This is a genomic window from Streptomyces sp. NPDC021100 (assembly GCF_044333095.1).
Classification (GTDB): Bacteria; Actinomycetota; Actinomycetes; order Streptomycetales; family Streptomycetaceae; genus Streptomyces.
Genome location: NZ_JBIRQH010000006.1, coordinates 53791 through 67065 on the forward strand (window position 1 = coordinate 53791; position 13275 = coordinate 67065).

The 13275-nt window shown below is 73.9% G+C and carries 14 protein-coding genes and 1 pseudogene; 9 read left to right on the plus strand and 6 right to left on the minus strand.

Annotation, left to right across the window (positions count from 1 at the left end; all coding sequences use genetic code 11):
- Positions 1-664: 664 nt before the first annotated feature.
- A pseudogene (locus ACH4PU_RS14035) lies at positions 665-988 on the plus strand (ATP-binding cassette domain-containing protein); the annotation flags it as partial.
- A gap of 282 nt (positions 989-1270) precedes the next feature.
- Here ACH4PU_RS14035 and ACH4PU_RS14040 read toward each other — a convergent pair.
- Complete coding sequence (locus tag ACH4PU_RS14040; protein ID WP_398271033.1) at positions 1271-1879, minus strand: LuxR C-terminal-related transcriptional regulator; 609 nt, start codon at positions 1877-1879, stop codon at positions 1271-1273.
- Between the two features lie 714 nt (positions 1880-2593).
- Here ACH4PU_RS14040 and ACH4PU_RS14045 point away from each other — a divergent pair.
- Complete coding sequence (locus tag ACH4PU_RS14045; protein ID WP_398271548.1) at positions 2594-3160, plus strand: MFS transporter; 567 nt, start codon at positions 2594-2596, stop codon at positions 3158-3160.
- A 43-nt stretch (positions 3161-3203) separates the two neighbouring features.
- Here ACH4PU_RS14045 and ACH4PU_RS14050 read toward each other — a convergent pair whose 3' ends face one another.
- Complete coding sequence (locus ACH4PU_RS14050) at positions 3204-3983, minus strand: class I SAM-dependent methyltransferase (protein WP_398271035.1); 780 nt, start codon at positions 3981-3983, stop codon at positions 3204-3206.
- A gap of 26 nt (positions 3984-4009) precedes the next feature.
- Positions 4010-5269, minus strand: coding sequence for an ATP-grasp domain-containing protein (locus ACH4PU_RS14055; RefSeq protein WP_398271038.1), 1260 nt, complete (start codon positions 5267-5269; stop codon positions 4010-4012).
- Positions 5270-5556: 287 nt separating this feature from the next.
- Here ACH4PU_RS14055 and ACH4PU_RS14060 point away from each other — a divergent pair, with 287 nt between their 5' ends.
- Positions 5557-5802, plus strand: coding sequence for a hypothetical protein (locus ACH4PU_RS14060; RefSeq protein WP_398271041.1), 246 nt, complete (start codon positions 5557-5559; stop codon positions 5800-5802).
- A gap of 16 nt (positions 5803-5818) precedes the next feature.
- On the opposite strand, the gene ACH4PU_RS14065 is transcribed toward ACH4PU_RS14060, so the two are convergent.
- Both ACH4PU_RS14065 and ACH4PU_RS14070 read right to left on the minus strand, forming a co-directional pair.
- Positions 5819-6295 carry a polyketide cyclase gene (locus ACH4PU_RS14065; RefSeq protein WP_398271044.1) on the minus strand — a complete coding sequence of 159 codons (477 nt, stop codon included), beginning with the start codon at positions 6293-6295 and terminating at the stop codon, positions 5819-5821.
- A gap of 63 nt (positions 6296-6358) precedes the next feature.
- The gene (locus ACH4PU_RS14070; protein WP_398271550.1) at positions 6359-7201 is read right to left on the minus strand and encodes a helix-turn-helix domain-containing protein; all 843 of its coding nucleotides are present in this window, start codon (positions 7199-7201) and stop codon (positions 6359-6361) included.
- 126 nt (positions 7202-7327) lie between these two features.
- Between ACH4PU_RS14070 and ACH4PU_RS14075 the strand changes: the two genes are divergently transcribed.
- Positions 7328-8062: an SDR family oxidoreductase gene (locus ACH4PU_RS14075; protein ID WP_398271047.1), complete on the plus strand. Its 735-nt coding sequence runs from the start codon at positions 7328-7330 to the stop codon at positions 8060-8062.
- A gap of 59 nt (positions 8063-8121) precedes the next feature.
- Here the strand turns inward: ACH4PU_RS14075 and ACH4PU_RS14080 are convergent, their stop codons facing one another.
- Positions 8122-8742, minus strand: coding sequence for a TetR/AcrR family transcriptional regulator (locus tag ACH4PU_RS14080; RefSeq protein ID WP_398271049.1), 621 nt, complete (start codon positions 8740-8742; stop codon positions 8122-8124).
- Between the two features lie 36 nt (positions 8743-8778).
- Here ACH4PU_RS14080 and ACH4PU_RS14085 point away from each other — a divergent pair, with 36 nt between their 5' ends.
- The 5 genes from ACH4PU_RS14085 (at position 8779) to ACH4PU_RS14105 (ending at position 13239) form a co-directional block, all read left to right on the plus strand.
- Positions 8779-9615, plus strand: a complete 837-nt coding sequence (locus ACH4PU_RS14085) for an alpha/beta fold hydrolase (protein ID WP_398271052.1) — start codon at positions 8779-8781, stop codon at positions 9613-9615.
- Between the two features lie 71 nt (positions 9616-9686).
- Positions 9687-10211, plus strand: a complete 525-nt coding sequence (locus tag ACH4PU_RS14090) for a hypothetical protein (protein WP_398271055.1) — start codon at positions 9687-9689, stop codon at positions 10209-10211.
- A gap of 96 nt (positions 10212-10307) precedes the next feature.
- Positions 10308-11084, plus strand: a complete 777-nt coding sequence (locus ACH4PU_RS14095) for a DUF6000 family protein (RefSeq protein WP_398271058.1) — start codon at positions 10308-10310, stop codon at positions 11082-11084.
- Positions 11085-11272: 188 nt separating this feature from the next.
- Positions 11273-11647, plus strand: coding sequence for a hypothetical protein (locus tag ACH4PU_RS14100; RefSeq protein WP_398271060.1), 375 nt, complete (start codon positions 11273-11275; stop codon positions 11645-11647).
- A 1043-nt stretch (positions 11648-12690) separates the two neighbouring features.
- On the plus strand, positions 12691-13239 hold the full coding sequence (locus tag ACH4PU_RS14105) for an RICIN domain-containing protein (RefSeq protein ID WP_398271063.1): 549 nt from the start codon (positions 12691-12693) through the stop codon (positions 13237-13239).
- Positions 13240-13275: the final 36 nt, after the last annotated feature.

Sequence of the window (13275 nt, forward strand, 5' to 3'; positions counted from 1 at the left end):
GGCGGCAGGCGCGGCAGGCGCGGCAGGCGCGGCAGGCGCGGCAGGCGCGGCAGGCGCGGCAGGCGCGGCAGGCGCGGCAGGCGCGGCAGGCGCGGCAGGCGCGGCGGCGGCGAACGGGCCGGCCGGTCCGGCCGTCACGCGCGCCCCGACGACCGCGCCCCGGGCGGGGCGGCCCGGGCCGGCGGCGAAGGTGGCGCGGCAAGGGCCGGGGCACGTCCCGTGGGCCGACGGAACGACGGCGGCCACGCCGCCCGCGCCGGACCGTACCGGGAACCGGCCGCCGGCGAGCACCCCGCGCGGACCGGCCCTGCCGACGGCGCAAGCGGCACAGCAAGGCCCAGGACACCCCGTGCCGCCCGACAGGCCGGCCGCGTCCGCACCCCCCGCGCCCGCGACGGCGGACAACGCGCCGGCCCCCGCCGGAGACCGGCCGCCGGCAGGCAGGCCCGCGGCGAAGGCGGCGCGGCACGTCCCGGGACGCCTCCCGCGTCCCGGCGGCACCGCGGCGGCCACGCCGCCCGAGCCGGCGGCGGACGCACCGCACGCGCACGCGCACGCCCCCGCTCTCGCGTTCCGCGGCGTCACCTTCGCCTACGGTCCGCACGCCGCCCCCGTGGTCCACGCGCTGGACCTGGCGATCCCGCCGGGGACCCGGGTCGCCGTCGTGGGCCCGAGCGGGATCGGGAAGTCGACGCTGACCGGGCTGGCGGCCGGGCTGCTGGTGCCCGCCCGCGGTGACGTCACCGTCGGGGGGCTGCCCGCGCGGGACGCGGCGGCGCGGGCGGGGCGGGTGCTGATTCCGCAGGAGGCGTATGTGTTCTCGGGGACGTTGGCCGAGAACCTCGGCTATTTCCGGCCGGATCCGGTGCCGGAGGACGAGCTGTGGGCGGCGGTACAAGCCGTCGGCATGGCCGGACTGGCCGAGCGGCTGGGCGGGTTGGGGGCGGACGTGGCGCCCGCCGGGCTCTCCGCGGGTGAGCGGCAGTGGATCGCGCTGGCGCGGGCGTATCTGTCGCCGGCGCCCCTGGCGCTGCTGGACGAGGCGACCTGCCACCTCGATCCTGCCGCCGAGGCCCGCGCCGAGGACGCGTTCGCCCGGCGGCCGGGCGGCACCCTGGTCGTCGTCGCGCACCGGGCCGCGTCGGCGCTCCGCGCGGACCGGGTGCTGGTGATGGACGGGCCGCACACGGTGTGCGGGGACCACGCGGAGCTGCTCCGCGCGTCCCCGCTGTACCGCGACCTGATGGCGGATGCGGCGGCCGGGGGCCCGTCAGACCCAGCCGGCTCCCTGGGCGACTCTTATGGCGTCCACCCGGTTGCGGGCGCCGGTCTTCCGGGTGATGGCGCACATGTAGTTGCGCACGGTGCCGTGCGACAGGTGCAGGCTGCGGGCGATCTCCCCGACGCCGGCACCCTCGGCGGCGAGTGAGAGGACGGTCAGCTCACGGCGGGTGAGCGGGATCTCGGAAGCCTCCAGGAAGCCGAAGCCGAGGGACTCGTCGATGTAGCGCTCGCCTTTGGCGACGTGCCGGATGCCCTCGACCAGCCGATCCGGTGAAGCGTTTTTGCTCAAGTACCCCAAGGCGCCCTCCTCGTACGCCCGGCGCAGGGGCCCCGGCCGTTCCGCGGTGGCCAGGGCGAGCAGGGCCGGGCGCGCGTCCCCCTCGGCGCACCCGCCGGACAGTTCGCGCAGGCCCGGTCCGGCCGCGTGGGGGCTGTCCATGTCGACGACGCAGACGCGTGGCCGTACCGTCCGCGCGGTGAGGACCGCGCGGCGCCACGGCGCGGCATGCACCTCGAACTCCGGTTCTCTTCCGATCAGTTCCATGAGGGCGGTGCGCAACAGCGAGGTGTCGTGCACCAGGAGAACTCGAATCACGGATTCCGTCCCACCCTTCCCGATTTCCCCCGTTGTGCGACTTGCTCGGGGCACGTCAACAATTCATACCGGCGTGTGCCACGGTCACGGGCGGGGATCACTGACCCGCAGGGGGCGCAAGGGCGCAAAACTTCCGTCACGCACGCCCCAAGTTCACTCGAACGCGCCTCCCGGAACCCTTGAAAGAGCAGTATCTCCCCCTGCCCGCAAGGGTCGCGTCCTTCGGGAACGCGTTCTTCCGGACTGCGTCCTTCGGGCGCGGGGCGTAAGGCGGCGGGTGTCGTCCCCGGTCTTTCGGCAGGCATTGACCTCGTCCCTGGTTGAGGTTGCACGATCCCGGGGTGGGCGGAGCGATCTTGCCTTTCCCGCCGCCGCGCCGCCCCGGACGAAGAGGAACACTCACTGATCACGGTCGAAATCCGGTCCGCCATCGTGTGCCCCTGTTGCCCCTCGGGCAAGCCTGGCCGGGAATATGCGGTCCGGTTTTCGGACGACTCCCCGGACGAGGAAACCCCATGACCGCTTCCGGTCCTCCGCGCGCCACCGCACGGGAATGGCTCGGGCACGCCGCGCTCGCCCTGCCCACCGCCATGATCGCACTCTGCGTGACCGTGTTCGGTCTCCCGGTCCCGCGGCCGAGCGCGGCCCCGGAACCCACCGGAGCCCCGACTGCCGTGGGCACCCGACACCTTCGGTTCCCCGACAGCCGGACCCCTGACCGCGACGGGAGCGGTCGGCGACCGCTTCGGGCGGCGCCGGGTGACGCTCCGCGGAGCCACCGCGTTCGGTGTGACGTCCACGCTCGCGACGTTCCCGGCCGGCGTGGAGACGCCCATCGCGGCACACGCCCTGACGAGCGTCGCGGGGGCGACGCCGATGCCGTCCGCCGTGCCCCCGGTCAGCGCGCTGTTCCGGGACGCGCCCCGGCGTACGGTCACCGTCGGCGCCCGGGGCTCCGGCTCCCCCACGGGTGCCGGGTTCGGCCCGGTGACCGGCGGGGCGCCGCTCGGGCGCCTCTGGTGGGGTCCGGTGTTCCTCCTGCCTCCGCCGGCCGCGCCGCTCCCGGTGGTGCTCCTCGGGCCGCCGCTGCCTCCGGAGGGCCGCGGCGCGCGGCCGGGCGGCCTCGGCCCGCCCGGCGTGGACGCGCCGCCGGGCCCGACACCCGCCGTCGCCTACGGCCTGGGGAAGTGCGCGGTTCGACGCCGTGGAGCCCGTCCCCGCCACCGTCTTCGCAGGAGACGCCGTCCTGACCCGGACCGGCCCGGGATCCGGGTCCGGTGACCCGCCGACCGAGCCGGCGGGCGCGTCGCCCGCGTCCCGCCCCTCACCCCCCGGCCGTGCCCGTGAAGCGGGCCAGAACGTACAGGGCGGGCCCGGACAGATCGCCCTCCGAGGCTTCCGGGGTGCTCGGGGCGTCCGTGTCGTCGTACATGCCGAGCACCCGGAACCCGTGCTCCGCCAGGTGGTGCTCCAGCTCCATCGGGTACAGCAGCCGGAAGCGGACGTGGTCCGTCAGCGGCGCCCGCCCGGGGACGCGCCACAGCCGCCTGCGGGTGAGGAGCTGCCGGCGGCGGTCGAGGGTGTACGCGGCCTCCGCGGTGGCGGTGAACGCGGAGGCGGTGAGGGTGAAGTGGCGCTGGAACGCGGCGTCCTCGGGGTCGGCGAGCGGGTTGGGGACGTGGACGAACAGCAGGGCGCCGGGCCGCGAGTGGACGGCGAAGGTCTGCACCGCTCGCGACACGTCCGCGTTGGCGTGCAGGTTGGACAGCGCCCAGCCGAAGCAGGTGATGGCGTCGAAGGCACGGCCCAGGCGCAGGCTCCGCATGTCGCCGACGCGGTAGTCGGGGCCGGGCCGCCGCTCGCGGGCGAACGCGAGCATGCCCTCCTGGCAGTCGAAGCCGACGCAGTCCACCCCCGCTCCGGTGAAGTACTCGACGTGCCGGCCGGTGCCGCAGCCCGCGTCGAGCAGCGTCCGGACACCACCGGGGGCGTGCGCGGCGAACAGCCGTTCGCAGAACCGGGGGATGTCCTTCTCCGTACCCGGGTACATCTCCTCGTACAGCTCCGGGTGGTCGTAGAGCAGGTTGCTCAGCAGAGGGTCCATCACTGCCTCTCACACGGCGGTGCCTCTCACACGGCGGTGCCGCCTGGCTCGGTGTCGAAGGTGATCCGCGCCGCCAGCCCGGCCACCAGGGTGTCGAGGGCGTCCGCGTCCGGGGCGGCGGCGACGAAGACCGCGGGCCGGGAGTACGAGTCCCGGGCGGGCCCGATGACGTCGCCGGGCGCGACGTGGAGGTGGGCCGCCAGCACGGCCGGGTGCCGGCGGACCTCGTCCCAGCCGTGGACGGCGCGCAGCCGGCCGGGCGGCGCGAGCGGGAACTCGGCATGCGCCGCGCCGGACGCGGCGGGTATGGTCGCCGGGGCCCGGCCGAGCAGGTCGTCGACGAGGGTGCCGTACAACTCCAGCCCGGGGCGGGTGTGTTCGACGAGTGCGTGGATGTAGTCGCCGCCGCCGCGGTCGTGCAGTTCGCCGAGGACGACGCCGTCGGGGGTCGTCCAGAACTCGACGTGGAAGATCCCCCGGGTGACGCCGACGGCCGTCAGCGCTCGGGCGACCGCGTCGGCCGCCTCCCCGGCCGTCGCCTCGTCCAGCCCGGCGGGCACCCGCTGGCTGGTCTCGACGAATCCCTCGCCGGTCCCCTTGCGGGTGAGGGCGAGGACGCGGGGGACCCCGCCGACGAGGACGCCCTCGGCGGAGTACTCGGCACCCTCGACGAAGGTCTCCACGAGGAAGCCGGCGGACGCGGGCAGCGCCCCCATGGCCGCCGGAGGCGACCCGAACCTCCGCATCGCCTCCGGCAGTTGCCCGATCCGGTCGATCCGGGACACACCGATGCCGGCCAGGCCGTCGCGCGGCTTGACGATCCACGGACCGGGAGGGTGCGCGCGCAGGAAACGCTCGGCGTCGGCGCGGTCCGCGCAGAGTGCGGTACGGGGCTGGGCGAAGCCCGCCGCGCGCAACCGCTCGCGGCACAGGTCCTTGTTGCGGACCCGGCGCACGGCCTCGGGGTCGTTGCCCGCGACGCCCAGCTCACGGGCGATCACCGCGGCGGGGAGGACGGACAGTTCGCGGATCGTGACCACCGCCGACACGGCGGGCCGGCCGGCGGCCCAGGCCCGGCAGGCGTCGGCGTCGTGGACCTCCAGCGGCAGCACCGTGTCGTAGCGGGCGAGCTCGTCCGGCACCGCCGTCCGCAGGTTGCCGGGGGTGTCGGCACCGATCAGGGCGAGCCCGCGGCGCCGGGCCTGCTCGCACAGCCGCCGCAGCTGGTCGCGGGCCCAGGGCGTCAGGGCGGTGCAGCCCAGGACGAGGAGCGTCTCCTCCGTCACGCCGACCGACTCCCTCCCCACCGAAGGTGCCGACGGGCGGGCCACCATACGGTTCACCGGACGCGCGCCGTCGGGCAGGGCCCTACGAGTATGCGCACCCGCGGGGTGCCTGCCAACCACGGGCGGCCGGACGGGCGCGCCGAGGGGGCGGGAAGCGGCCACCGGGCGGGCGGACGGCCGTGGGACGCGGCACTCGACGCCGGCCACGAACCCACTGGGCCGCCGGAAACCGGCGGCGACCGGGGTCCGGTCGTCGGCGTACGCCGCCTGCGACGCGGTCGTGACGCGTGCGTCCGGCGAGGTCGGGTGCGGACGAACCCGGCCGGGTCGGCCAGGTAGCGGTCGAGGTCCGGGTCTTCCTGGAGCGGGTGGAACTCGTCGTGAATCCGCCATGCCGGGCCGAGTTCGGCCCGGAGGCGGCCGAGCGCGTGGCGTACGGCCCGGCCCTCGCCCACGCCGTCGTCGACGTCGTACCCCGGCTGACCGACATCCTGGGCGCGATGCTCCGGGGCTACGGGGGCGACGGGGCCTAGCGGGGCGGGCCCCGGCTCACCCGCCGCCGACGATGACGGCCACGTGCCGCAGCGATTCGGGAAGGTGCTCAGGGCCGAACGGCGGGAAGCGGAGGTACTCCCGGATGGACCGGGGCACCGCCGACCAGTCGTAGGTGAGCGTGATCCCGGTCGCGGACGGACCGAGCGGCACCAGGTCGTACCGCCAGAACCAGCCGCCGAACTCCAGGCGCCCGCCGCCCTTGTCCTGCCCGGTCAGCCAGCCGATGGCGCGCGGCGGGTCGTACACATGGACCCTGTTGGCCACGCGGTAGTCACCATCCGGGTGATCGGGGTGGTACATGTCCACCCGGAAGACCTGCCCCACCTCGGTCAGCGGCGCCCGGTCGACGGCTTCCCGTACCCAGCCGGTGCCGTCGATCGCGGCGTGGGCCGTCGGGTCCGCCAGGACGGCGAACACCGTCGCGGCGGGCGCGGCGATGGTCAGGGTGGCGCTCACGCTGTCGTGGCTCATCCGGACACGCTCCTTGTCGTCTCGTCCCGGGCATTCCCGGCGCGCCCCCGGTCCACCACCCCCCTACGGGCCGTCCGCCCGGCGCGCGGCCGTCCCCTCCGCCGCCATGGCCAGCAGGACCAGCGCGTCGTGCTCGGGCGTACCGGGGGCGGCCTGGTAGAGGAGGAGGCGGTTGCCCGGGTGGGCGGTGGTGAGGACCTCGTTGGCGAGGGTGACACGGCCGATGACCGGATGGTCGAAGGCCGTGGCGCCGCCGCGTTTGACCAGCACCTCGTGCCGGTCCCACAACGCGGCGAACTCCCGGTCGGCGGCGGACAGTTCCGCGACGAGGGCGGCGGTGGCCCCCGGAGCGGACGGCTCGACGGTCCGCAGGTGGGCGACGCAGTTGCGGGCCACGCGCCGCCAGTCGGCGAAGAGGGTGCGCGCGGCCGGGTGCAGGAACGTGTACCGGACGGTGTTCCGCCGGCCCGGCGGCCAGTCGTCGAGGCCGGGCATCAGGGCGTACCCCTCCGGGTTGGCCGCCAGCACGTCGTTGGTCTCGTCGAGTACGTACGCCGGGCCCGGCCGGAGCGATGCGAGCAGAAGCCGCAGCCCGTGGCCGACCGGCCGCGAGGCGGCGGGCCGGCGGCGCGGCGACCGCCCGGCGGCCCGGTCGGCGAGGGCGAACAGGTGGGCGTGCTCGTCGTCGCCGAGCCGCAGCACGCGGGCGAGCGCGTCCAGGACGGCGTCGCTGGGCGCCGTCTCCCGCCCCTGTTCGATACGGGCGTAGTAGTCGACGCTCACCCCCGCCAGCGCGGCCAGCTCCTCCCGGCGCAGCCCGGGGGCGCGCCGGGCGCCCGGACCCGTGGGCAGGCCGACGTCGGCCGGGCCGATCCGCGCGCGCCGGCTCCGCAGGAATTCCCCCATCGCGTTCATCCGCCGAGTCTGCCACCGGACCGCGGTCTCTTGGGTGGCCGTGTCACACCCAGGGTCCTGACACCCAGGATCCGCCCGGCCTTCCCGCGCCCCGGACGGCGTCGCAGGCTCGGGGCCATGACTGACGCACTGATCATCGGCGGCGGCTCCGGAATGGGCCTGGCCCTCGCCCGCACCCTGCTCGCCGAGCACCTGGACGTGACCATCGCCGGCCGGTCCGCCGACCGGCTCGCGGCGGCCCGCGCGGCACTGGAACCGGCCGCCGCCGCACCGGAACCGGCCGCGGCCGGGCGAATCCGCACGGTTCGGGCGAACATCGGCAGGGAGGAGGACGTGGCCGAACTCTTCGACGCGGTAGGGCCGGTGGAGCACGTGGTGGTCACGGCGGCGGACGTGACGGGGGCGTACGGCCGGAGCGCCGACATCACCGCCTCGGCCGCCCGCGACGTCCTGGACGTGAAGCTGCTCGGCGCCTGGCTCGTCGGCAAGTACGCGGCCGGCCGGGTCACCGGCTCCCTCACCTACACGTCCGGGATCAACGCCTACCGGCCGAACGGCTCCAACACGATCGTGGCCGCCGCCAACGGCGCGCTCGCCTCGCTCGCGTCCGGCCTCGCGATCGAGCTGGCCCCGGTGCGGGTGAACGTGGTGTCGCCCGGCTGGGTGGACACGCCCGTCTGGGACCGGCTCGGCATGGACAAGCGGGCCGCCTTCGCCGACCTGGCGGAACGCCTCCCGGCCCGGCGCATCGGTACGCCGGAGGACATCGCCCAGGCGTTCCTGTCGGTGCTGCGCAACGGGTTCGTCACCGGGACGGTGCTGCACGTCGACGGCGGGCACCGCCTGGTGTGACGGCGGGCACCGCCTGACGTGACGGCGGGGACCGTCTGGCGTGACAGCAGGCGCGCGCGTCAGGCCCCGGGGCGCGCGAGCGGCTCGCAGATCACCCGGTGCGCGAGCCGCGCCGTGGCCAGCAGGTCCTCGCGGTCCGCACCGAGCCGGGCCCGGACGGACAGGCCGTGCACGACGGACTGGACGAGTCCGGCGAGGGCCGCGGCGTCGGTCCCGGCGGCGATCTCCCCGTCCCGGACCGCCCGCTCGACGCGCGCCCGGAGGGCCCGCTCGTTCCAGGTGTGCAGCTCGGCGTAGTGGGCGCTGGTGTCGAGGGTGCTCGTGCTGTCGGTCATCACGGCGCTGCTGAGCAGACAGCCCGGGTGGACGTCCTCGGGCTGGGTGAACTCGTGGACGGAGTCGACGAGGACGCGTTCGACGACGGTCCGGAGGTCCCGCTCCGCGACGGCCCGCCGGTAGATCTCCCGGTACCGCTCGGCGTACGTCCGCACCGCCTCCTCGAACAGCCCGGCCTTGCTGCCGAAGGCCGCGTAGAGGCTGGAGGTGGAGAGGCCGAGCGCCGCGGTGAGGGCGCGGGTCGACGTTCCGGAGTAGCCGGAACGCCAGAAGAGGCGGGCGGCTTCGAGGATCGCTCGGTCACGGTCGAAGGCGCGTGGTCGTCCACGGGTCGGTGAGGGCACCCTTGCATTGTAGAGCGTTTGCTCCATAATGAATTTATGGAGCAAACGATCCAGAAGAAGCTGCCGGTCGGCGGCGGGACCAGTTGGGTGACGATCGATGTGTACGGGCGGGCGGACGCCCCGGGCCTGGTCGTCGTCCCGGGCGCGATGAGCGACGCGCACGCGTGGCGCCACGTCGCGACCGCTGTCGACGCCTGGCCGTCGGTGACGGTCGTCAACCGCCGGGGCCGCGCCCCTTCGGGCCCGCTGACCGACGCGTACTCACTGCGGACGGAGATCGACGACCTCGCCGTGGTACTCGACGAACTCCCGCCCGGCCAGGCGCTGTTCGGCTGGAGCTACGGCGGCCTGATCGCCCTGCTGGCCGCCGGGGAACGCCCACTGCGGCAGGTGATCGCCTACGAGCCGGTGGTCGGACCGTTCGGCAGCGACGTCCTGCCGGACCTGAGATCCGCCGCGGAGGTGGAAGACTGGGACACCACCGTCGACATAGTGAACCGCCGGATCGGCGGCCTCGACACGGCGCACGTCGAGTCCCTGCGGGCGGACCGCGAGACATGGGCGACCCTGTGCCGCCTGAGCGTGCCGGCGTACGCCGAACTGGCCGCGCTGAACGGGGCCGTACCACCGGACGCATGGGGACGGGGGACGGCACGCATCGACCTGATCGTCGGCGAGCGCAACCACGGACGGGCCCCCTACGGAACCTCCTTCGACGACGTACGGAAGCGCGTCCTCCACGCCGAGGTGCACATACTCCGCGGCCAGGGCCACATGGCCCACCTGGAGGCGCCCGCGGACCTCGCCGGCCTGCTCGACGAACTGGCCGCTTCCCGCCCGTCGTCCATCAGCCACCGGAAGGATGAAAGGTAGCTCTCACGGGGGAACCTGATCGCCCACGAGGGCGACGCCCCGGCCGCCGGCGTTCGACGACGGTGGGAGCCATGCCAATCAGACTCCCTCTGGGCGACACCGAGCGCCCGGTCCCCCGCTGGGCCCTGCGCCTGGCCAAGGCCCTGCCGTTCGTCCTGCTGCCGCACTGCGTGTGGCGGCTGCCGTTCGCCGTCGACTTCCGGATGGGCACCGTCCAGCCGGAATTCTTCCCTTGGTGGGGCGCGGCGTACGTGGTGGGCCTGAGCGTGCTCACCGAGGCACTGGCCCTGCTCACCGTCATGGGCCTGGTCGGCAGTTGGGGCGAGGTCTTCCCCCGCTGGGTCCCGTTCCTCGCCGGCCGCCGGGTGCCGCCCCTCGCCGCGATCGTTCCGGCGACCCTGGGCGGCCTCGCCCTGGTCGCGTTGTGGGACACGATGCCGCTCGCCTGGTTCGGGCTGTTCGGCTTTCACGACGTCGCCTTCACCAATGGTTGGTGGAAGCTGCTCGCCAACGTGTGCATCACCCCCGTCATGCTGTGGGGTCCGATCGTGCTGGCCCTGACCTACGCGTACTACCGGCGGCGCCGGCCCGCCTGACGCTCCTCCATGCCCCTCCCGGCGGGAGCGGTGCCGCGCCGGGCATCCATGATGATGGGGACGACGGGCGGGATCGTGGGCTGGAGGGGCACACCGATGGCAGGCGAGCGGTATGGGGGTCCCCTGCTGAGGGAAAGGACCGAGTGGCCTCCGGGGTCGCGGCTGCGGGCGGTGGCGTGGATGGTCCGGGCGGACCTGTCGGGGCTGCGGAGTTACTCCGCGAGCTTCCTGCACGGCCGGATCGGCAGCCGCGAGGCCCGGTACCGGGCCCGGTTGATCCGGCGATACGTCGGTCACGGCGGACGCTCTCTGCACCTGCGAGGCGGAGTGCTGGGCTGGCCGCGCCCTCGGCAGTGGGTCTTCCAGCGCCGGCTGCGCTGGTCCGCGTACAGGGCCACCACGGGAGACCTGACGGCGCTCCTGGACACCGGTGGCTGGCGCGAGCACCTGACCGCCACGTGGCTCGTCGCGGTCGGCCGCCGAGCCGACTTGCGCGACCGGATCGCCCAGGACCTCCAGGCCGACACCCCGCGCGGATACGGTGGGAACCACTGCACCGCTCTGGCCCGACTCGGCACGGACCAGGACGCACTCCTGTTGCGCCGCTACCTGGACCGGGTACTGCTTCTCCCCCGTCCCGTGGACGAGAGCGACGACCGCCACCGCCCGCGCGAGGCCATGGGCGCGCTTCTGTACCTCGACGGCATCCTCGGCACCGCCCACGCACAGCCGTTGCTCACGCCGGGCGGCTTGTGGGAGCGGTGGTCCGGCGAGGAGGGAGCGAACTCCTCGGGCACGGTGCGCGAGGAGGCCGCCCGATCGGTGGCCTTCGCCGCCGGCCGGGATCCCCTCGCCGGGACGCGGGTGCGGTGACGCGGCCTTGTGACGGACAGCCGGAGCCGTAGGGCCCTGCCCTCCGCCGAGCGCGCGGCTCCGGAGCGGACGCGGTACCACGCCACGGCCCGGCGCCTCGGCGTCGGACCGACGCCTGACGGTCACGGCTGAGCTCGTCGGAAATCCCGGTTGCAACACGGCGGAACGGACATGGGATAGTTCCCCGGATGAGCAGCACAGGGGCCGAGCCCATCGAGCAGGGCTGGGACGGGCCCTGGTACCGCGTCCGCACCGAACGGTTCGAGGCGTCGTTCCTTCCCGACGCCGACGAGGACCTGGACGCCGTCTGCAACGTCGACATAGAGGTGCGACTGGCATCGGACGGCTCCCGCTGGAGCGCGACCGTATTCACGCTCGCCGAGGTCGAGCGCCTGATGGCGAGGTGGTCCCGGACGGGCGAGGCGCTCGGCGGCCGCTACTTCTGGCGCTCCGACGGCCTGATCGTCCGGGACCCCGGCACCGACAGCATCACCCAGGTACTCGCCGGCCTGCTCGACACCGGTGCGTTCACGCGGGTTCTCCAACGCCTCGACGACGAGTGACCGTCCCGCCCCGGCCCGAAACGATCGGAGCGAGTGCCGGCCACGCTCACACGGACGCGGCCCGCCGGCCTTCTGGCACTCCGGCAATCAGTGACGCCTCCGCAGGAGTTCCCGGGAGTCGGCGGCGATCCCGATGATGTGGAGCCGCCGACGGTGGCCCAGCTGAGGGACGCTGTCCGAAGCACCGAACGGATCCGGCGCCTGGGCGAGTTCACGCAGATTCCGGCACTGCTGCCGACGCTGCTGACGGCGTTCGGCAAGGAGGACACCGCCTACACCGCGTTGGAGCGGTCCGTGGCCGCCGCGCGGCGATCCGACGTCCCCCGACCGGAGATCACCGGTGGGTCCACGCCGTCCTGGGCTTCAGCGGCGCGGTACCGGACGGTGGTTGTCGGGCAGAGACCGCGTTCGCGAGACCGAAGCTCGCCGAAGGACCCGGTTGAGGCGCCGAAGCGGATGGAGACACTTGACGGCACTCGGGCCGACGGCCGACTGGTTCCCGTTGATACCCGGACCGCGCGGCCGCCTCCGGCCGCGTAGGGGCTCTTCCACCAGGTCGAGCCGGCAGGCTCGGGCAGTGCCGCACGGTTGGCTCGCTCGTCGCGACAACTCGTCTCCGCTGCCTGAGACCGTGTCCTATGTGGTGAGGCGCAGCAATGGGAATCACCGGCACGCTCCTGTACGCCTCTGGGATGCGCCCGGCCCGCAACAGGGGGCTGAATTCGACCATGTCGAACTTGGCGCCCGTCCGGGTGAAGTGTATGCGCGCTCTCTATCCGGGATTTGACGCGGGTGCTGTTCTCTTCCTTGAACAGGCGCACCGCTCGCGGAGAGGGAGCCGGTGATGTCTCTCACGGCAAGCGTGAGGTAATCCCCCGGGATTCGCCGCAGTGGCCGTTCTCCACGCCATTGCTCGGCGAATTCCACAGACATCGTCTTTTCTCCTGGCGCCGTGCTCCGTTGCCATTCCATGGACTCTTCGCGACAGACACCACCTTCCGAGCGGACCGCGCCTGGTCTCTCCTCTCGTGGAAGGACATGCCATGCAACTTCGTATCCTGGCAGCGGTGTTCGCGGCCGGCCTGTTGGTGGCCGCTCAGAACGCCCAGGCTGCCGGCCGCTCCGCGGCGGCTCCGGCGTCCATCGTCGGCGACAACAAGTATCACAGCATCACCAATGGCGGTTCCACGAGCGGCGGAAGCCGCTTGGCGCTCGAGGTGGAGGGCCAGTGTGCCGCCCCGACCGGCTACGCCGACATCAACACCTATGACGCCAGTCACGCTTCGGAACAATGGAAGTTCTTCGCGAACGGGGACGGCACCGCGAACATCCAGGACAGCTGCGACCCGTCCATGGCCCTGACCGCCCCCACCGAGTCCGGGGGCGCGGTGACCCTGACCCACCGGGACACGAGCAACATCACCCCCCAGCAGAAATGGAACGTCACCCAGGACGCGAACGGCGTGCTCACCATCGCCAGCGCGGCCACCGGCAGCGTGCTGGACACCTGCGGCACCTGGGCCGCGGGGTCCACGGTCGTGGTGGACCCGGACCGTCAGCACACCACCCAGAGGTGGACCGTGCTCTCGTGAGTCCGCTGAAGGCCACGGAAAGCTCTCCGAATCCGG